This window comes from Streptomyces platensis (assembly GCF_008704855.1).
GTDB classification, from domain to species: Bacteria; Actinomycetota; Actinomycetes; order Streptomycetales; family Streptomycetaceae; genus Streptomyces; species Streptomyces platensis.
This window is the reverse complement of sequence record NZ_CP023691.1, coordinates 136,467-155,858: the sequence shown is the minus strand read 5'-3', so window position 1 is coordinate 155,858 and position 19,392 is coordinate 136,467. Positions and strand designations below refer to the sequence as shown.

Here is a 19,392-nt window from a genome sequence, read left to right as displayed (position 1 = left end):
CCAGCAGCACTGTGCGGCACGCAGTCCAGCGATGCCGCAGCTTCTCTCTCCGGCCGCGGGCCGTCCGGCCCGCCCGTGAGGCGTGATCTCACCGCCCTCCCTTTGCCGGTTCCCTCCCTTCTGCCGTGTACCGACGTCCCGAGAGGACCACCGTGACCAGGAGCACCCAACTCCGCACCCCCACCACTGCCCCGTCTCCCGCCACTGCCTTGTCCCGCACCACGGCCCCGTCCCGCACCGCCGCACAGTCTGCTGCCGCGCCCACGCAACCCGTGGTCACGGCGACCGGAATCCTGGACGTGGGCAACGAACGCCAGGACGGCTTTCTCCGCGCGGAGGGCTACCGTGCCTCGTCCCACGATGTCCGGGTGCCCGCCGCGCTGATCCGTGCGGCGGGCCTGCGCACCGGCGACTTCGTCGTCGGGGTCTGTGACCGGCCACGCTTGCTCGCCCGGGTCGAAACGGTCAACGGGCACCGGCCGGGCGCCGTGCGCGGCCGGCCGCACTTCCGTGACCTCACACCGCTGCACCCCCGGCACCGCATCCGCCTGGAAAGCCCCACCGGCGGACCGGCCCCGCGCATCGTCGACCTGCTGACGCCGATCGGGAAGGGGCAGCGCGGGCTGATCGTGGCACCACCGAAGACCGGGAAAACCGTGCTGCTGCAACAGCTCGCGGCCGCCGTCGCCGAGAACCACCCGGAGTGCCGGCTGATGGTCGTGCTGATCGACGAACGGCCGGAAGAAGTCACCGAGATGCGTCGCTCCGTACGCGGCGAGGTGCTCGCCTCCACCTTCGACCGCCCGGCCAAGGAACATATCGCCCTCGCCGAACTGGCCGTGGAACGGGCCAAACGACTCGTCGAGCACGGCCAGGACGTGGTCATCCTGCTCGACTCCCTCACCCGGCTGTGCCGGGCCCACAACAACGCCGCCGCGTCCGGTGGCCGCACGCTGAGCGGAGGCGTCGACGCCGCCGCGCTGCACGGCCCCAAGCGGCTCTTCGGTGCGGCGCGGCTCGCCGAGGAGGGCGGTTCGCTGACCCTGCTCGCCACGGCCCTGGTGGAGACCGGATCCCGCGCCGACGACTACTTCTTCGAGGAGTTGAAGAGCACCGGAAACATGGAGCTGCGGCTGGACCGGGTGCTCGCGGGCAAGCGGGTCTATCCAGCGGTCAATGCCGTCGCCTCCGGCACCCGTCGGGAGGAACTGCTCCTCACCCCGGCCGAATTGGCGGCGACCCGCCGCCTGCGCCGCGCCCTGCGGACCGGCGACGGACCGGCACATCTGCAGTCCCTGCTGGAGAAGGTCCGGCGTACGCCCGACAACGCGACGCTCCTGCGGCAGCTACAGCACACCGCCCCCGGTGTCTGACCGCCTTCTCTCCGCTCCGTCCGTCCATGGGAAGTGGCCCCCGGAGATATCCGAGGGCCACTTCGGGGCCGGCGCCGGCCGAGCCGGTTGCGCGTCCGGAACGGCCGGGTGCCGACCCGGCGTCAGCCGGTCAGCAGGGGGTGCCGAAGGCGGGGTTGAACGCCCCGATGACGGTGATGGTGTTGCCGCAGACCTGGACCGGAATCTGTACGGGGATCTGGATGTTGTTGCCGGACACCACTCCTGGTGAGTCGAGAGCGGCACCCCCGGCGCCACTGTCGGCGCCGGCGACACCCGCCCCGCCGAGAACGACGGCGCAGGCGCCCGCGGTGACCAGAGCACTCTTGATCCGGTGAGCCATCGGTCGGTCTCCTAACTGGTGGAGGAACTGCGGCTCATGGCGGTGCGGTCCCGTTGACCGCACTGCGCCACGGCTGTGAGCCGCCCGTACACAAGGCTGTCGTTCCCCACCGGCTCCCGCTCCAGAGACACCGGGCCTGAAGAGCAGACTTTTAGGTGATATGGCTTCCCGTGTTGACGTGCCCGACGGCCGGCCCGTCGCTGTGTCAGACGCGGTCCGCGGGCAGCAGATGGACGCCGGTCCGGTCGGTGCTCAGGCATAGGGAGCAGACCATCGCCCCATGGCGGTCGCAGGCGGCGAGATCCGGGCGTTCGAAGTCCTGGCGGCACACATGGCACGGGAACGTCGCCGAGCTGGGGTTGCCGTCCTGGTCCAGCAGCGGCTCGTCGATCCCGTCGGAAGTGCGCCGCAGGTAGAACCTGCCCCGGGTCAGGACCGCCATCAGCGGAGTGACGACGAAGGCGATCACCGCGGCCGCGACAGGGGAGTACGGCTGAAGCGTGTCTCCCAGGGCATGGAAGTACAGGGCGATGGAGATCCCCGACGCGGCGATGAAGGCCACCACGCCCACGGGGTTGACCGCGTAGAGCATGCCGCGGCGGAACTCGGGGGCGTGCGGGGAGAGTTTCAGCAGGTACTTGTTGACGATGATGTCGGTGGCCACGGTCACGATCCAGGCGATGGCGCAGTTGGCATAGAACCCGAGAACGGTGTTGAGGAAGCTGAACATGTCCGCTTCCATCAGGATCAGTGCGAAGGCCAGATTGGCGAGCACGAACACCATCCGGCCGGGGTAGCGCTTGGTGACCCGGGTGAACGAGTTCGTCCAGGCCAGTGAACCGGAGTAGGCGTTGGTCACGTTGATTTTGATCTGGCTGATCACGACCAGCACCACGGCCAGCGGGATGACCAGCCAGGACGGCATCATTGCCGCGAAGGCGCCGGTGAACTGCTGAATGGGTTCGGTGGCCGAGGCCGCGCCCACCTCGGCGAGGATGTAGACGGCGAGGAAGACCCCGATCGCCTGCTTGAGGGCGCCGAGCACCACCCACCCGGGGCCGGCCATCACCACGGCCGTCCACCAGGCGCGCTTGTTCCGCTCGGTCTTGGGCGGCATGAAGCGCAGATAGTCGACCTGCTCACCGATCTGTGCGATCAGCGACAGACACACGCCCGCGCCCAGCAGCACCGAGGCCGCATTGACGCCACCGCCGCCGTGCGCGCCCGTATACGCGAGGAAGGTGTGCACGGTACCGGGGTCGGTGACGACCAGGTAGACCAGCGGGCCCACCATCAGCAGCAGCCAGATCGGGGTCGTCCAGACCTGAAGCTTGCTGAGTGCCTTCATCCCGTAGATGACCAGCGGGATCACCATGAACGTCGAGATCACATAGCCCAGCCACAGGGGCAGACCGAAGCCCAGCTTCAGGCCCTGGGCCATGATCGAGCCTTCGAGGGCGAAGAAGATGAAGGTGAAACTGGCGAAGATGACGCTCGTCAGCACCGACCCGTAGTAGCCGAAGCCGGAGCCCCTGGTGATCAGGTCCAGGTCGATGTTGTAGCGCGCCCCGTAGTAGGCGAGCGGGAAGCCGGTGACGAAGATGACCACCGCGGCAACGAGGATCGCCGCCAGCGCGTTCCCGGTGCCATGAGTGAGCCCGATGCCGGCACCGATCGAGAAGTCGGCCATATACGCGATACCGCCGAGCGCCGTCGTCGCCACCACCATCGGCGTCCAGCGGCGGTAACTGCGCGGGGCGAACCGGAGGGTGTAGTCCTCCAGGGTCTCGTTCGCCGCTCCGTCGGCGGGGGCAGCCACCTCGGCAGACGCGGCGGTCTCGGCGGACGCGGTGGCCTCGTCGGGCGCCTCCGCGTGCGGCGAGTGCCGACCGCGGTCAGGGACTGTCACACGTGGCTCGGCACTCATGCCGGACCTCCTGAAGGTGCGGGGGGATTGCGGTGCCCTGCCTGGGAGCGTGGTGCGGCGTGGGAACGCGCGCCGACGGGCTCAGGGCAGCCGTGCACGGCGCGTCCGGCCGGTGCCCATGGCAGGGAGATTAGGCAGCACGTGTTTCCCGCAGCGACTTCCCAGATGAACCGGAAGTTTCCGCCGTGGCTCCGGTCGCGAAGCGGGTAAGGATGAAGACCCGCACTCAGCCCGCAGGAGCCACCATGACAGCGGACCGCCACGGACATCTGATGAGTGACACCGGCCCCGAGGCCCTGGCGCCTTACGAACAGGCCCTGGACGACCTGCTGTTCTTCCGGCCGCGCGTCGCGGAGTCCGCGCAGTCGGTACTGGCCGCCGCGCCGCGGTCGGTGATGGGGCAGACGCTGGCCGCGTATCTGGGCGTGCTGGGCACCGAGGAGAAGGACGTGGCCGCGGCACGCGACAGCTTCACCCGCTTCCGCTCCGGTCTGGACACGGCGCGTGTGACGCCTCGGGAGCGGATGCATCTCGCGGCCGCGACGGCCTGGCTGGACGGCGATCTGCACGGCGCCGGCCGGATCCTCGGCGACCTCACCATCGCCTACCCGCGCGATGCGCTGGCCCTGTTCGCCGGCCATCAGCACGACTTCCTCACCGGGGACGCCGCGCGCCTGCGGGACCGTGTCGGCGGCGCCCTGGACGCCTGGGACGAGGACGACCCCCACCATGGGCCGCTGCTCGGCATGTACGCGTTCGGCCTGGAGGAGTCGGGCCATTACGAACGCGCCGAGGAGGTCGGCCTGGCGGCCCTGGAGCGGCATCCGGGCGATGTGTGGGGCATTCACGGTGTGGTGCACACCTACGAGATGCGCGGGCGCTTCACCGACGGCATCCGCTTTCTCGACGCCCGGACCGACGACTGGTCACAGGGCAGCCTGCTCACGGTCCACAACTGGTGGCACTACGCCCTCTTCACACTGGAGGCCGGCGACACCGCCCGGGTACTGGAGATCTATGACTCCGCGCTGCACCACGACGGGTCGGCGGGGGTGGCGATGGAACTGCTCGACGCCGCCGCCCTGTTGTGGCGGCTGTACCTGGCAGAGGCCGAACAGAGCGCGCGGTGGGCCCGGCTCGCCGACGCCTGGGAGAGCCGCCACGACGGCCCGCACTACGCCTTCAACGACGCACACGCGGTGATGGCCTATGTGGGAGCGGGACGCATCGCCCAGGCGCAGCGCCTCGTCCAGGACCGGGAACACTGGGTGGCGGCGGAGCCCGGCGGGTCGAACCGCGCCATGACGGCCGAGATCGGACTGCCCGTCTGCTGCGCCCTGATCGCCTACGGGCAGCACGACTACGGCCGGGCCACCGATCTGCTGCTGCCCGTCCGCCACCGGCTGCACCGGTTCGGCGGCAGCCACGCCCAGCGGGACGCGATCCAGCGGACCCTCGTCGAGGCGGCCCTCCGTGCCCGCCGTACCGATCTGGCCCGGACGCTGCTCAGCGAACGTATCCAACTGCGCCCGGTCTGCCCGTACAGCTGGTCGGCCAAGGCCCGGCTGGAGGAGCAGCTCGGCGACCCGGCACGCACCGCGGCCGCCCGCGAGCGCGCCGCCGCACAGGCGGCGACCTGAGCTGCGGCGGACGACCGCGGGCGCATCGCGCGCAGCGATGCGCCCTGGACGATCCGGGCCTGCGCCGCCTGTGCCCAGGAGCGGTGCGACCGTGCGCGGGCGTACGCGCGCCCGGCGCTGCCGGGGCGTGACCCGCCACCCGTTCGGCTGTTAAGTCGGGTATGGATACTTCTCGTTCGGTCAGACGAGCAGTCATCGGCGCGGTCACCGCACTGCTGGTCCTCGCCCTCACGGCCCTGACGGGCCCTACCGCCACCACCGACAACCACCGGACGCCCGCCGCGGACCCCGCTGCGATCCGCGACTGGAACGTCATCGCCGCCGACACCATCAGCGCCAACCTCGGCCCCACCCGCCCCTCCGGACAGGTCGTCATCTGGCACGGGTTCGTCTCGGCCGCCGTCTACAACGCCGTGGTCGGCATCCAGCGCACCTACGCCCCGTACAAGTGGCGGGCGCGCGGACCCGTCACGGCCTCGCCCGAGGCGGCGGCGGTGACCGCCGCACACCGCGTACTGGTCACCTACTTCCCGGCCTCCCGGGCCTCGCTCGATGCCGCGTATGCCGGCTCGCTCGCGAAGATCCCCGACGGCCGGGCGAAGCGGCAGGGCGTGGCCTTCGGGGAGCGTGCCGCCGACCACCTCATCGCGCTGCGGGAGGACGACGGCCGGTTCGCACCGGTGGAGTTCACCGCGGCGCCCGCGCCCGGTGTCTGGCGGCCCACCCCGCCGGCCCACCAGCCCTTCATCGACCCCTGGCTCGCCGTATTGCGCCCCCTGCTGCTCACTTCCCCGGCCCAGTTCCGTCCGGGCGGGCCGCCCGCGCTGTCCTCGGCCCGCTACGCCCAGGACGTGAACGAGGTGAAGACGATGGGGGCGAAGACCGGTTCGGCGCGCACCCCGCAGCAGACCGACACCGCCCTGTTCTTCGGGGGCAATCTGGCGGTGCAGTTCCAGGCGGCGTTCCGGGACCACACGGCCCGGCACCACCTGGACATCGCGGACACGGCACGGCTGTTCGCCGCGGCGAACGCGTCGGCAACCGACGCCGTCGTCACCGCATGGGACGCCAAACTCCACTACGGATTCTGGCGCCCGATCACCGCCATCCAGCTGGCCGACACCGACGGCAACCCCGCGACCGACGCCGACCCGCAGTGGCAGCCGCTGCTCGTCACCCCTCCGCACCCCGACTACCTCAGCGGCCACACCACGGTCGCCGGCGCCGTGACCCGGACCCTGACCGGAATCCTCGGCACCACCCACCTCGACCTCAACGTCCCCTCCGAGATCACCGGCACCACCCGCCACTACGACGAGGCCGCCCAGCTCAACCAGGACATGATCAACGCCCGTGTCTGGGCCGGGATCCACTTCCGCACCGCGGACGTCGTCGGATGCCGCGCCGGCAGCCGCATCGGCGTCTGGGCCCTCACCCACTACTTCCGCCCGCTGCGCGCGGCGGGTCCGCATGCCACGCCCCCGGCCATCCAGCCGAACTGCCCCGGCAGCAGCGCGAGTTGAACACGTAGTCATCGCTCGCCGATCTCCGGCCGTACGGGCCGGGGCCGACCCGCCCGTACGTGCCCGGCCGGTCGGCGAGCGATGCGAGGGAGGCCCGTCAGCTACGGCCCGCAGGAACCCCCGTGCCATCGACTGCCGCCACGGTGGACGATTCGGCGGCAGGCGCGGTGAACTCCGGGTCGGGTTCGAGGAAGCGGATCGCGACCGCGGTGGCGAGATGCAGCAGGGCGAAGATCCAGGCGATGCCCTGCACGCCGACCGGGCCCAGGGCGACGGCGACGACGGCCGGTCCGGCGAAGGTGCTCGCGCCGGCCCCCAGATTGAGCGCCGACATGGCCTGGCCCTTGTGGCGTGGCGCCAGCGCGGGGACCAGTGCCGAGATCGGGACGTAGCCGGCGAGGGCGATGCCGTAGAGGGCGGCGGCGACCGCGCAGGCGAGGAAGTGCGGGCCGGCCAGGACCGGGACGTAGTACAGCCCCAGGCAGGTCACCGCGCAGGCCACGGCGCCGAACCAGGTCATGGTGCGCTGCCAGCCGAGCCGGTCGCCGACGGCTCCGAAGAACAGGTTGGCGAAGATGTTCGCGGCGAACATCACGCTGAGCAGACGCAGCCAGGCCGAGGTGCTGAAGCCGACCGTTTCGGTGAAGAAGAACGGCAGACAGACCAGGAAGCCGAACTGTGAGCCGGTGCTGAAGACGCGCACCGCGGCGCCGACGGCCACCCGCGGGCGGCGCCGCATGATCGAGACGCTGCCCGCCAGCGTCCGCAGCGGATTCCCGCCGTCCGGGGCGAGACCGGACCGGCCGGTGGGCTCCCGCACCAGCAGCAGGGCGAGCAGACCGCCGAGCACCACCAGGCCGAGCGCGAGCCACAGCGTCCGGTAGGAGCCGGTCAGCGGGATCGTGGCGCTGGCGACCAGCGAGCCGAGGGTGGGCAGCCCGCCGGTGAAGGCGAACCAGTACCAGCCGACCGCCGTTCCCAGCCGCTGCGGTGGGGTCGCCGCGGTGACCCAGACCAGGAAGCCGTAGGCGAACAAGGGGTATCCGAAGCCGCGCAGCCCGTACAGGAGCAGCAGCAGCGGATAGTTCATCGTCGGCAGCGCCACCGTCAGCAGGAGCACCTGGAAGACGAGCCAGATGGCGAAGCCGGCGGTCATCACCCGCCGTGGTCCCCACAGGTCGGACAGTGCTCCCGAGAGCCAGGCGCCGATGGCGACCGTGATCCCGTAAACGGCGATGACCACCGCCGCATCGGCCTTGGCCAGACCCTGGTCGGCCAGGTACTTCGAGAAGAAGCCGGTCTCCACTCCGTCACCGGTCATGAACAGCAGGACTCCGACGAAACCCCAGGTCAGGGCGGGAGGTATGCCCAGGCGGGCGGAGAGCGAGCGACTGCGGCCGGCCGGCGGGGGGCCGGTGTGCGGTGTCCGTATCGGCTGGCGGCGGACGGAGCTGCTCATGGGCTCTCCAAGGGGGCGGATCTTTACCGGGGGACGGGGGAGGGCGCACCGATGCGCCGTGCAGACGGTGGGCCGGCGCCAGTCTTCTCGCATTTTGTGAGAAGTCAAGGCTGCTCTGATAGAAAAAGAAGCGGTACCGTGCTGAAGCCAAGGGGCGACGTGGCACCCGCCGGCCCGGCGCCGGATCGCACGACGTCCCCTCCACATCGCCACACCCCGAGGGAGCCGTGAGCCCGTCATGACCGCCACATCCGGGATTCCCGCCACCATGCGCGCCGCCGTCCTGCACGGACCCGGGCAGCTGAGTCTCGCCGAACGCCCCGTCCCCGAGCCCGGCCCGGGAGAGGTCCTGGTCCGTGTCGAGGCGGTCGGCACCTGCGGCTCGGATGTGCACTACTACCGGCACGGACGCATCGGCGGCTTCGTCGTACGGGAGCCGCTGGTACTCGGACACGAGGCGGCCGGCACGGTCGTCGCCTGCGGTCCGGGCGCCGACACCCGCCGGATGGGCCGACGCGTCTCCATCGAGCCCGGCACCCCCTGCGGCCGCTGCGGTGAATGCCGTCCGGGCCGCTACAACCTCTGCCCGGACATGCGCTTCCTCGCCACCCCGCCGGTCGACGGCGCCTTCTGCGAATACCTGGTCGTCCACCAGGACTTCGCGCACGAGGTCCCCGACTGCCTGACCATCGAGGACGCCGCACTGCTGGAGCCGCTGTCGGTGGCGGTATGGGCCTGCCGCAAGGCCCGCGTCGCCCCCGGCGACCGCGTGCTGATCACCGGTGCGGGACCCATCGGCCTGGTGACCGCCCAGACGGCACGGGCCTTCGGCGCGCGGGAGGTCATGGTCACCGACGTCCTCCCGCGCCGCCTCGCCCTCGCCTGCGCCGCCGGCGCCACCGCCCTGGACGTCTCGGTCACCCCGCTGCGCGAAGCCGGCTACACCCCCACCGTCCTCCTGGAGTGTTCCGGCGTCCCCGCGGTGAGCGGCGAGGCGATCCGTACGGTGGGCCGGGCCGGCCGGGTGGTCCTCGTCGGCATGGGCGGGGACGAGATCCCGCTCCCGCTGAGCCGGGTGCAGAGCCACGAACTCGAACTGACCGGCACCTTCCGCTACGCCCACACCTGGCCCACCGCAACGGCCCTGGTGGAGTCGGGTGCGGTCCGGCTCGACTCGCTGGTCTCGCACGGTTACGGTCTTGCCGAGGCCGAGAGCGCACTGACCGTCGCCACCCACGACGCGAGCGCCGTGAAGGCCGTCATCTACCCGCAGCGGTAGCCGCTGCCGCTGTCCGACCGGAAAGGGGCGGCCCCGATGGCTTCCACACGGTCGTCGCTGGCCGAGGTCGACCGGCGACGGCAGGACGTACTGGCCCATGTCGTCGAGCACGGCGAAGTCCGCATCGACGAACTGGCCAGGCACTTCGGGGTCAGTCTCGCGACCATGCACCGCGATCTGGACCAGCTCGCCGAACGCCGGCTGCTGCGCAAGGAACGCGGCCGGGCCGCGCCGTTTCCGAGCCTCACCATGGAGACCGCCACCCGCTTCCGCGTCGGCGTCAATCACCCGGTGAAGGAGGCGCTGTGCGCCGCCGTCGCCGACGAGATCCGGCCCGGCAGCACCGTCGTGCTGGACGACTCGACCACGGTCTTCCCGCTCGCGGCCCGGATCGCCCGGACCGAAGCGGTCACCGTGGTCACCAACTCCCTCGGTGTGGCCCGGCTGTTCGACGAGACGCCGGGCACCGATGTGACGCTCCTGGGCGGTCGCTACCGCGGCGAATTCGGCTCCTGTGTCGGCCCCGACGTCCTGCGCGGCCTCGACCGGATCCGCGCCGACCTCGCGGTGATGTCGGCGGTGTCCGTGCTCGGCGGCCGCCTCTTCCACCCGATCCGCGAGTACGCCGAGATCAAGGAGGCCATGCTGGAGTGCGCACAGCGGTCGCTGCTCCTGGTGGACCACAGCAAGTTCGGCAAGACCGCGACGCACGCGTATGGCGACATCGGCGCCTACGACCGGGTCGTCACCGATCGCGGCACCCCGGCCGAGGAGTTGACCGCACTGCACGGCGGCGGGGTGGCCGTGGACGTGGTCGACGTCTGACGCAGCTGCGGGGCGGGTCGGCATCTCAGCGGCGGCCGGCCCCCGTGGCCGACGGGCACCTCCGTAGCGGCCGGCGCCGCAGACCAGCCGACGGGCCCCGGTGCCCTTACCCTCCGCTACCTCAGCTTTCGCGACAACATGGCTCTTTCGTCGGCCAAAAGCGGACCGGCGCACAACGCTGTCGCCCTCACGCCCGTCCTACCGCACGCATCTGTACACAGGCTCTTCTCAGGAGGTAAGTGATGCGACGGTTGGGGACAGTGGCCGCGGCGTTCGTGCTGGCGGGCGTCGGGGTGGCGGGCACGGCCGGGGTGGCCGGGGCCGCGACCGGCCCGGTGGGTGAAGCCGCCCCGGCCACGGCCTGTTCGACCGTCTGGGGCAGTGGCAACAAGTCGGCCACGGACGCGAACGCGACGCCGCTGAAGAACGTCAAGACCAGCCGGAACGCGTGCTACGACCGCATGGTCTTCGACATCGGCGGAGCGGGCGGCAAGGTCGGCTACCACGTCGGGTATGTCGACGCGTTCCACCAGGACGGCTCGGGCGAGAAGATACCGGTCAACGGCGGCGCGATCCTTGAGATCTTTGTGTCCGCGCCCAGCCACGACCCGGCGACCGGCAAGCAGACCTACGCCGGGACGGCCGGCAAGCCGCTGCCGGGGGTGAACCTCGCCGGATACCGCACGTTCAAGGACACCAAGTTCGGGGCGAGCTTCGAGGGGCAGACCCAGGTCGGTCTGGGCGTGCGCGCCAAGCTGCCGTTCCGGGTGCAGCAGTCCGGTCACGACCTGATCGTGGATGTCGCACACACCTGGTGATCCGGCGCACCACGAAGGGCCGTCCGGTGTCGCTGCGCTGAAAAGCGTGAGCTGACACCGGCGGCTCCCGTGGGAAGCTTCCGCCGGACAAAAAGAAATACCCCGGACCGAGTTGACGGCCGGGGTATTTCTCTGGGTATATTGAGGGCTTCTGTGTTTTGAGAAATTCAAACCACAAACTCACCCTACATACCGAACTGTATCCGAGCGGAGTTGAATTGTCAAACGAGGAATGGCAGCACGAGCAGGAATTCATCGATCTGCTCTATGACCGCCTCACCGAACTACGGGACCTGGCCGAGACGGCGGTGCACACCGCCGTTCAGTCGCCGGCGGGCAACCACGCCCAGATGCGGCTGGAGCGCAATGTCCTGGTGGCCGAACAGTCCGGTCTGCTGGCCGCCTTCAACGCCGGGGAAAACGGCCTGTGTTTCGGTCGGCTGGCATTCCGCGACGGCCGCGATCACCACATCGGCCGGATCGGTATCCGGCGCGACGACCCGGACCGTACCCCGCTAGTCATCGACTGGCGGGCCGACGTCGCCCGCCCGTTCTACCTCGCCACCGGGCACACCCCGATGGGGTTGCGCCGCCGGCGGCACATCACGACCGACCGCCGGCGGGTCACCGGGCTGCACGACGAGATCCTGGACCTCGCCGACGCCGTACGGACCGGGCACGAGGGCACCGACGGGGACACGGTCCTGCTGGCCGCACTGGACGCGGCGCGCACCGGACGGATGCACGACATCGTGCAGACCATCCAGGCAGAGCAGGACGCCATCATCCGCGCCCCGCACCACGGCATCCTCGTCGTGGAGGGCGGCCCCGGCACCGGCAAGACCGTCGTCGCCCTGCACCGCGCCGCCTATCTGCTCTACGCGCACCGGGAACAGCTGGCCCGGCGTGCCGTGCTGATCGTCGGGCCGAATCCGGCGTTCCTCAGCTATATCGCGGAGGTGCTGCCCTCGCTCGGCGAGACCGGAGTGCTGCTCGCCACGCCCGGCGAACTCTTCCCGGGTGTCACCGCGACCGGAACCGACACCCCGGAAGCCGCCGAGGTCAAGGGCCGTGCGGTGATGGCCGACGCGCTCGCCGCGGCCGTCCGCGACCGGCAGGCCCTGCCCGACTCCGTGATCGTGATCGACCATGAGGACGGCGAACTGCGGCTGGACGCGGACCTGGCACAGGAGGCGCGGCGCCGGGCACGGGAGACCAGGCTGCCGCACAACCTCGCCCGCCCGCACTTCGCCTTCCGCGTCATCGACGCGCTCACCGGGCAACTGGTCGACCGGATCGGCGCGGACCCCTTCGGCGGGCCGAATTTCCTCGGTCCGGACGACATCGCCCAGCTGGGCAAGGCCATCGCCACCAGCGCCGAAGTGCACAGCGCCATCGACGAGTTGTGGCCGGAGCTCACCCCTGAAGAGCTGGTCACCGACTTCCTCGCCGAGCCCGTTCATCTCCCGGACGCCGATGCGGACGCCATCCGACGGGTGGACGGGGAGTGGACCCCGGCGGACGTGCCACTGCTGGACGAGGCGGCCGAACTTCTCGGCGAGGACTCCTCGGCGGCCCGCGCCGCCGCGGAGGCGGAGCGCCAGGAGCTGATCGACTACGCCCAGGGCGTGCTCGACCTCTCCTACGGCTCCCGCACCCAGGAGTTCGAGGACCGCGACGACGAGGAGTCGGAGGTGCTCGCCGCGCACGACCTGGTGGACGCGGAGTTGCTCGCCGACCGGCACGAAGAGGCCGACCACCGCAGCGCCGCCGAACGCGCCGCGGCCGACCGGACCTGGGCGTTCGGCCACATCATCGTGGACGAGGCCCAGGAGCTGTCGGTGATGATGTGGCGGCTGCTGATGCGCCGTTGCCCGACCCGTTCGATGACGCTGGTCGGCGATCCGGCGCAGACCGCCGAGCCCGGTGGCTGCGGCTCCTGGGAGGCGATCCTCGCGCCGTACGCGGGCGACCGCTGGGAGCACGTCCGGCTCGGCGTCAACTACCGCACGCCGACCGAGATCATGGAGGTCGCCGCGCAGGTGCCGCGGTCCGCCGATCCGTCCTTCGCGCCGCCCCGCTCGATCCGCTCCACCGGGGTACGCCCATGGGCGCACCATACGGACGACCTCGCGCGCATGGTTGCCGAGGCGGTCGCACGGGAGAGCCACCAGGGCGGCCGACTCGCGGTGATTGCCCCGCTCACCCACCACAAGGCGCTGGCCGCCGCCCTCCCCGACGCCTCCGCCGGACCCTCCCCGGACCTCACCCGACCGGTGGTGCTGCTCGGACCCCGGCAGGCCAAGGGCCTGGAATTCGACTCCGTGATCGTGGTCGAACCGGCGGAACTGGGTGCGAGCGATCTGTACGTCGCGCTCACCCGGGCGACCCAGCGACTGGGCGTGATCCACACCGGGGCACTGCCGGCCGGGCTGGACACACTGGCCGCACCCGGCTCCCCGACCCCGTCGCTTCCCTGACGGCGCGGGCCGGCCGGTCTCACCCCGCCACCCTCGGACGGCACAGCCAGGTCGGGCCCGCCACTGGCCGGTTCGCCGTGGGCCCCGCCACAAAATGGCCCGGCGCGCGACACGATGCTGATACGTGTCGCGCGCCGTCCCCTCCTGGACCGGTCCACCGACTCTCCGGACCGGCTGGGTAACCGGACCGGTTATTTGACCGAGCCGGCCATGATGCCCTGAACGAAATGCCGTTGGAACACGAAGAACACGATCAGCGGCACGATCAAGGACAGAAATGCACCGGGCGCCAGGACCCCGATGTTGCTGCCGAACTGCCTCATCTGCGACTGGAGGGCCACGGTCAGCGGCTGTGACTCGTTGTCGGCGAAGAGCAGGGCGACCAGCATGTCGTTCCAGACCCACAGGAACTGGAAGATGGCGAGGCTGGCGATGGCGGGCCGGCCCAGGGGCAGTACCAGCTGGGAGAAGATCCGCCATTCCCCGCCGCCGTCCATCCGGGCGGCCTCCAGCATCTCCTTGGGGATTTCCGCGAAGTAATTTCGCAGCAGGAAGATGGCGAACGGCAGACCGTAGGCGGTATGGAAGAGCACCACGCCGGGAATCGAGCCGAACAGCCCCAGCGCACCGAACAACTTGGCCACCGGCAGCAGTCCGATCTGGACCGGCACCACCAGCATGGCGACGACAACCAGGAAGATCCAGTCCCGGCCGGGGAAGTCCATCCAGGCGAAGGCGTATCCGGCCAGCGCGGCGATCGCCACGACGGCCAGGGTGGTGGGCACCGAGATCAGCACCGTGTTCCAGAAGGCCTGGACGATGCCGGAATCCTTCAGCAGCGACGTGTAGTTGTCGAGCGACAGCTGACCGGGTGTGGTGAGCGCCGTCCACCAGCCGCTGCTCGCGTTCGCCTCCTCCGTACGCAGCGAGGAGAGGAAGAGTCCGGCGGCGGGGGTGAGCCAGATCAGACCGACGAGGAGCAGGAACACCTGGATCACGCCGCGGCTGAGCCACTTCGCCGGCCGGGCGGCCGCCTTCCTGCGGGGGGCCGCGGTTCCTTGAGCGGTGGTCATGACTGGCTCCTGCGGAAACGTCGGATGTTGAGGGCCATGGCCGGGACCACCAGGAGGAGCAGCAGCACGCCGAGGGCGCTGCCGAGTCCCTGGTTGTTGCCGCCGCCGAAGGAGACCAGCCACATCTGTAGGGCCAGGACATTGGCGTCCTGCTGTACGGGACCGGGGGCGATGATGTAGACGAGGTCGAAGACCTTCATCACATTGATCACCATCGTCACGAACACCACACCCAGGACCGGCCCGAGCAACGGCACGGTGATCCGGCGGAAGACCTGCCATTCATTGGCGCCGTCCATCCGGGCGGCCTCCAGCACGTCGCGCGGCATCGAGGAGAGCCCGGCGCCGATGAGGACGAGCGCGAAGCCGGTCCAGATCCACATGTAGGCGCCGATGATGGCGGGGGTGATGAGGGCCGGACCGAGCCAGGAGATGCCCTCGTACGGCGGGGCGAAATCCTTCGCGGGGAGCTGAACGGCGTAGGAACCCGGGGCCAGATGGGCCAGGCGGTAGGAGCCGTCCGGTGCGGTGGTCGCCGTGGCCACCACCTTGCCGTGGGAGTCGACCGCCTCGACCGAGAGCGCGGGCAGTCCGCGTTCGCCGCGGTCCACCGTGCCGGGCTTGCCGCCACCGCCGGGGGTGAAGTCGAGGTAGACCACACCGCGCAGTTCGCCGTCGGCGGCATGTGACGTGGCGGCCGGTGCGGCGGGCCGCGCCCGGGACGGCATGTCCTTCGGCGCGACGCCGACCAGACCGAGGTTGACGGTGTTTCCGGGGCCGGTGCGGTGTGCCGTCCGGTAGGAGCCGTCATGGCCCTTGGTCAGCTGCTTGTCGCCGAGACGCACCTTGGCGGTCGGGAAGGAGGTGGACTTCCCCTGGGTGCTGTCGTGGATGCCGACGGTGACCGCGTTGAGCACACCGCGCTGCGGATCCTGCTCGTAGGCGAGCCGGAAGATGATGCCGGCGGCGAGGAAGGAGATCGCCATGGGCATGAACATCAGCAGCTTGAACGCCGTCTTCCAGCGGATCTTCTCGGTCAGGACGGCGAGGACCAGACCGAGGCCGGTCAGCAGGGCGGGGGCGAAGACCACCCAGATCGCACTGTTGCGGATGGCCCGGAGCGTGGCGGGGTCCTGGAACATCGCGGTGTAGTTGTCGGCGCCGACGAAGTTGTCGCCCGAGGCGTCGTACATGCTGCGGATGACCGAGAACACGATGGGGTACGCGACGAGGGCGCCCAGCAGCAACAGCGCGGGAAACAGGAACACCGCGGCGATCCGCCGGCGGCGCCGGACCGCACGCCGTGCGGGGGAGCTCGCCCCGCCCGGCGTGTCGCCCGTGGGGTGGGACGCGGTGGCGCGCGACGAAGCGGGCGCCACCGCGGGAGTCGTGACAGGCATGGGATCGGGCCCTCGGTCCTTACTTTCCGTACGCCTTGGCAGCTGCGGCCTCAAGCTTGTGCGCCGTGGCCTCGGGGTCCGAGGGGTCGCGCAGGAAGTCCTGGAGCAGCTTCCACTCGCCCGCGCCCTGGGTGCCGCCGAAGGCCGCGGGGGCCTGGTCGGACATGTCGAAGCGCACGGAGTTCCCGGCGTCGGTCAGCGACTGGGCGGCCTTGCGGGTGACCTCGTCGTGGTAAGCGCCCGCGGGCACCTTCTTGTTGGGCGAGATATAGCCGCCGGCCTTGGCCCACACACCGGACGCCTCCGGCGTGGCCAGGTACTTCACCAGTTCCATGGCGGCCTTCTTGTGCTTCCCGGCCTTGAGCACCACGGCGGCGTCACCGCCGCTGACCACCGGCGCCTTGCCCTTGTCGACCGCGGGGAAGGGGAAGAACTTGGCGTCCTTGCCGACCTGCTTGTGCAGCTCATCGGTGACCAGGGCGCTGACGAAGTCGCCCTCGTAGACCATGGCCGCCCCCGGCTCCGGGCCGAAGACCTGCTGGACGGACTCGGGGAAGTCGGTGCGCAGCGCGCCCGAACCGCCGCCGGCCACCAGGTTCTTGTCGCCGAAGAGCTTGCCCAGCGTGGTGAGCGCCTTGACCACGGTGGGGTCGGTCCACGGGATCTTGTGGGCGGCGAGCTTGTCGTAGTTCTCCTGCCCGGCCTGCGAGAGGTAGATGTTCTCGAACCAGTCGGTGAGCGGCCAGCCGGCCTCGCCCGCGACGGAGAAGCCCGGCACACCCGAGTCGGAGAGCGTACGGCCGGTCTTCAGCAGCTCCTGGTACGTCTTCGCGGGCTTCACCCCGGCCTGCGCGAACGCCTCCGGGCTGTACCAGACCGTCGACTTGTGCGAGGCCTTGAAGTACAGGCCGTAGTAGGTCTTGTCGACCGTGCCGTAGTCCTTCCACACCTGCGCGAAGTTCTTCTTGGCCTCGGCGGAGACTTCTGAGGAGAGCGGAGCCAGCCAGCCCTTCTTGGCGAACTGCTGGAGCACACCGACCTGAGGCACCATCACCACATCGGGGGCGTTGCCGCCCTCGACCTGGCTGCCGATCACCGTGGAGACATTGTCGCCGGTGGAGGAGAAGGTGACCTTCGCGCCGGTCTTCTCGGAGAACGCGTCCAGGACCTTCTTGAAGTTCTGCTGTTCCACACCGGTCCAGACACCGGCGACGGTGATGTTCTCACCGCTCAGTTCCTGCTTGCCGCCCCCGGCGGAGGCCCCGCCGCCGCAGGCGGTGGCGGAGAGCGCCAGGCCGAGCACGGCCGCGCCGGACAGGGCGGCTCGGGTGTGTCGTACTGCGGGTCGTCTCATCGTGGAATTCCCTTCGGGAGAACTGCGGAAGAGTGGGGAGGCGTGCGGAGGTCGGGCTGTCGGGGGGGCTATCGGGATTCGGGGGTGCCCATCCACCAGGCGGCGGTGGAGCCGGGGAGCGTTCCCGCGGGGCAGTCGCCGCTCGCCAGCAGGGGGAGGCCCGGTACGGGAGCCGGCACCGGCTCGGTGCCGAAGTTGACGGCGCAGACCAGGCCGTCGCCCCGGACGAACGCCAGGACCTGGGGCGGGGAGTCCAGCCAGCGCAGGGTGCCCTCGCCGAGCTGCGGAAGGCTGCGGCGCAGCGCCAGCCCCTCGCGGTACAGGTGCCAGAAGGAGCGGGTGTCGGCCAGTGCCCGGTCCGTCGCGTGCTCGGCGAACCACTCGGGCTGCGGCAGCCAGGGCCGGGCCGCGTCGGTACCGCTGGTGAAGCCGAACGGCGAGGCATGCCCGGACCAGGGCAGCGGCACCCGGCAGCCGTCGCGGATCTTCTCGCGGCTGCCCGTACGGTGGAAGATCGGGTCGGTGAGGACCTCGTCGGGCAGGTCGACGACCTCCGGCAGGCCCAGTTCCTCGCCCTGGTAGATGTACGCCGCGCCGGGCAGCGCCAGCATCAGCAGCGCGGCGGCACGGGCCCGCGCCGGTCCCAGCCCGCCCGCGGACTCGGCCGGGCCGGCGCCCCCGGGCTCGGCCGCGTACCGGGTGACGGTCCGGACCTGGTCGTGGTTGTTGAGCACCCAGGTGACCGTGGAGCCGGTGCCCGCGATATCGGTGAGCGCCTCGGAGATGACCTTGCGGAAGGTGTCGACGTCCCAGCGGGCGGTCAGCAGATGGAAGAAGAACGCCTGGTGCAGCTCGTCGGGCCTCACGTAGGCGGCCTGCTCGCTCGGCGTGCGCACGGAGACCTCGCCGACCAGCAGCCGGTCGCGGCCGTCGTGCGCCGTGTACTCCTCGCACAGTGCGCGCCACTCGCGCCACACCTGGTGCACCTCGGGCTGGTTCCAGGCCAACGGGTTGACCGAGTCGCGGGTCCGCTCGTCGGCCGCCGGGTCGGGGGAGTCGGGCAGTTCGGGGTGCTTGAACAGCCCGGCGGCCACGTCGATGCGGAAGCCGTCGACCCCGCGGTCCAGCCAGAAGCGCAGCACGCTGTCGAAGTCGGCGCGCACGGCGGGGTTGCGCCAGTTCAGATCGGGCTGCTCGGGCGTGAACATGTGCAGGTACCACTGGCCCGCACCGCCCTCCGTCTCCTCGACCCGGGACCAGGCGGGGCCACCGAACATCGCCCGCCAGTTGTTGGGCGGCAGCTCACCGTGCTCCCCGCGCCCATCGGCGAAGTGGAAGAGCGACCGTGCCGCGCTGTCCGGTCCGTCCGCCAGGGCGGCGCGGAACCACGGGTGCTCGCTGGAGCAGTGGTTGGGGACGATGTCCAGGAGCACCTTCAGGCCCAGCCGGTGGGCATCGGCCACCAGGCGGTCGAACTCGGCGAGATCGCCGTACACGGGGTCGACCTCGCGGTAGTCCGCGACGTCGTAGCCGTGGTCGTGCTGGGGGGAGGGGTAGAAGGGGCTGAGCCAGATGCCGTCCACCCCGAGCTTCTTGAGATACGGCAACCCCGTCCGCACACCGGCCAGATCGCCGATGCCGTCGCCGGTGCTGTCGAGGAAGCTGCGGACGTAGACCTGGTAGATCACCGCATCGCGCCACCAGCGCTGTGCCGGGTTCCGGGACGCGGCCCCGGTGGCCGGACCGGGGAGGGAGGGGGAGGGCGCGGGGTCGGTGGAGGAACCGTTCCCTGCCGTGGCTATGAGCATCTGCCGTGATCCCGTTCTTGCCTGGGCATGCCGTGCGGCTGCAATCGCTGTTATGCATGCATGTTAAGTAGG

14 protein-coding genes are annotated in these 19,392 nt (G+C 70.6%); 7 read left to right on the top strand and 7 right to left on the bottom strand.

The genetic code is table 11. From position 1 onward, the window contains the following. Positions 1 to 125 precede the first annotated feature (125 nt). Complete coding sequence (gene rho, locus CP981_RS00685) at positions 126 to 1,373, top strand: transcription termination factor Rho (RefSeq protein ID WP_085924096.1); 1,248 nt, start codon at positions 126 to 128, stop codon at positions 1,371 to 1,373. A 130-nt stretch (positions 1,374 to 1,503) separates the two neighbouring features. Here rho and CP981_RS00680 read toward each other — a convergent pair whose 3' ends face one another. Both CP981_RS00680 and CP981_RS00675 read right to left on the bottom strand, forming a co-directional pair. Next, positions 1,504 to 1,734 (bottom strand): chaplin, encoded by a 231-nt coding sequence (locus CP981_RS00680; RefSeq protein WP_085924097.1) that lies wholly within the window; start codon positions 1,732 to 1,734, stop codon positions 1,504 to 1,506. 205 nt (positions 1,735 to 1,939) lie between these two features. Further along, positions 1,940 to 3,661, bottom strand: a complete 1,722-nt coding sequence (locus tag CP981_RS00675) for a purine-cytosine permease family protein (RefSeq protein ID WP_167536032.1) — start codon at positions 3,659 to 3,661, stop codon at positions 1,940 to 1,942. Between the two features lie 245 nt (positions 3,662 to 3,906). On the opposite strand from CP981_RS00675, the gene CP981_RS00670 reads away from it, so the two are divergent. Further along, on the top strand, positions 3,907 to 5,301 hold the full coding sequence (locus CP981_RS00670) for a tetratricopeptide repeat protein (protein WP_085924098.1): 1,395 nt from the start codon (positions 3,907 to 3,909) through the stop codon (positions 5,299 to 5,301). 161 nt (positions 5,302 to 5,462) lie between these two features. Then, positions 5,463 to 6,824: a vanadium-dependent haloperoxidase gene (locus tag CP981_RS00665; protein ID WP_085924099.1), complete on the top strand. Its 1,362-nt coding sequence runs from the start codon at positions 5,463 to 5,465 to the stop codon at positions 6,822 to 6,824. A gap of 97 nt (positions 6,825 to 6,921) precedes the next feature. Here the strand turns inward: CP981_RS00665 and CP981_RS00660 are convergent, their stop codons facing one another. Beyond that, positions 6,922 to 8,283, bottom strand: coding sequence for an MFS transporter (locus CP981_RS00660; RefSeq protein WP_085924100.1), 1,362 nt, complete (start codon positions 8,281 to 8,283; stop codon positions 6,922 to 6,924). 238 nt (positions 8,284 to 8,521) lie between these two features. Between CP981_RS00660 and CP981_RS00655 the strand changes: the two genes are divergently transcribed. The 4 genes from CP981_RS00655 to CP981_RS00640 all read left to right on the top strand — a co-directional run bounded on the left by CP981_RS00655 (position 8,522) and on the right by CP981_RS00640 (position 13,685). After that, positions 8,522 to 9,562: an NAD(P)-dependent alcohol dehydrogenase gene (locus CP981_RS00655; RefSeq protein ID WP_208852871.1), complete on the top strand. Its 1,041-nt coding sequence runs from the start codon at positions 8,522 to 8,524 to the stop codon at positions 9,560 to 9,562. Between the two features lie 36 nt (positions 9,563 to 9,598). Continuing rightward, complete coding sequence (locus tag CP981_RS00650; RefSeq protein ID WP_085924101.1) at positions 9,599 to 10,387, top strand: DeoR/GlpR family DNA-binding transcription regulator; 789 nt, start codon at positions 9,599 to 9,601, stop codon at positions 10,385 to 10,387. Positions 10,388 to 10,629: 242 nt separating this feature from the next. Further along, positions 10,630 to 11,205, top strand: a complete 576-nt coding sequence (locus CP981_RS00645) for an AMIN-like domain-containing (lipo)protein (RefSeq protein WP_085924102.1) — start codon at positions 10,630 to 10,632, stop codon at positions 11,203 to 11,205. 218 nt (positions 11,206 to 11,423) lie between these two features. Continuing rightward, the gene (locus CP981_RS00640; RefSeq protein WP_085924103.1) at positions 11,424 to 13,685 is read left to right on the top strand and encodes a HelD family protein; all 2,262 of its coding nucleotides are present in this window, start codon (positions 11,424 to 11,426) and stop codon (positions 13,683 to 13,685) included. 191 nt (positions 13,686 to 13,876) lie between these two features. Here CP981_RS00640 and CP981_RS00635 read toward each other — a convergent pair whose 3' ends face one another. From CP981_RS00635 to CP981_RS00620, 4 genes are all read right to left on the bottom strand, one after another. Then, complete coding sequence (locus CP981_RS00635; protein WP_244329463.1) at positions 13,877 to 14,758, bottom strand: carbohydrate ABC transporter permease; 882 nt, start codon at positions 14,756 to 14,758, stop codon at positions 13,877 to 13,879. Next, on the bottom strand, positions 14,755 to 16,158 hold the full coding sequence (locus CP981_RS00630; RefSeq protein WP_085924104.1) for an ABC transporter permease: 1,404 nt from the start codon (positions 16,156 to 16,158) through the stop codon (positions 14,755 to 14,757). Before CP981_RS00630 ends, CP981_RS00635 begins: the two co-directional genes overlap by 4 nt. Positions 16,159 to 16,177: 19 nt before the next feature. After that, positions 16,178 to 17,512 carry an ABC transporter substrate-binding protein gene (locus tag CP981_RS00625; RefSeq protein WP_085924105.1) on the bottom strand — a complete coding sequence of 445 codons (1,335 nt, stop codon included), beginning with the start codon at positions 17,510 to 17,512 and terminating at the stop codon, positions 16,178 to 16,180. A 68-nt stretch (positions 17,513 to 17,580) separates the two neighbouring features. Continuing rightward, on the bottom strand, positions 17,581 to 19,320 hold the full coding sequence (locus CP981_RS00620) for a glycoside hydrolase family 13 protein (protein ID WP_085924106.1): 1,740 nt from the start codon (positions 19,318 to 19,320) through the stop codon (positions 17,581 to 17,583). Between the last annotated feature and the right edge of the window lie 72 nt (positions 19,321 to 19,392).

Coding starts and splice junctions, on each gene's coding strand:
- CP981_RS00665 (WP_085924099.1), top strand. CDS start 5,463: ATGGATACTTCTCGTTCGGTCAGACGAGCAGTCATCGGCGCGGTCACC.
- CP981_RS00680 (WP_085924097.1), bottom strand. CDS start 1,734: ATGGCTCACCGGATCAAGAGTGCTCTGGTCACCGCGGGCGCCTGCGCC.
- CP981_RS00630 (WP_085924104.1), bottom strand. CDS start 16,158: ATGCCTGTCACGACTCCCGCGGTGGCGCCCGCTTCGTCGCGCGCCACC.
- CP981_RS00635 (WP_244329463.1), bottom strand. CDS start 14,758: ATGACCACCGCTCAAGGAACCGCGGCCCCCCGCAGGAAGGCGGCCGCC.
- CP981_RS00620 (WP_085924106.1), bottom strand. CDS start 19,320: ATGCTCATAGCCACGGCAGGGAACGGTTCCTCCACCGACCCCGCGCCC.
- CP981_RS00660 (WP_085924100.1), bottom strand. CDS start 8,283: ATGAGCAGCTCCGTCCGCCGCCAGCCGATACGGACACCGCACACCGGC.
- CP981_RS00650 (WP_085924101.1), top strand. CDS start 9,599: ATGGCTTCCACACGGTCGTCGCTGGCCGAGGTCGACCGGCGACGGCAG.
- CP981_RS00655 (WP_208852871.1), top strand. CDS start 8,522: ATGACCGCCACATCCGGGATTCCCGCCACCATGCGCGCCGCCGTCCTG.
- CP981_RS00645 (WP_085924102.1), top strand. CDS start 10,630: ATGCGACGGTTGGGGACAGTGGCCGCGGCGTTCGTGCTGGCGGGCGTC.
- CP981_RS00670 (WP_085924098.1), top strand. CDS start 3,907: ATGACAGCGGACCGCCACGGACATCTGATGAGTGACACCGGCCCCGAG.
- CP981_RS00625 (WP_085924105.1), bottom strand. CDS start 17,512: ATGAGACGACCCGCAGTACGACACACCCGAGCCGCCCTGTCCGGCGCG.
- CP981_RS00675 (WP_167536032.1), bottom strand. CDS start 3,661: ATGAGTGCCGAGCCACGTGTGACAGTCCCTGACCGCGGTCGGCACTCG.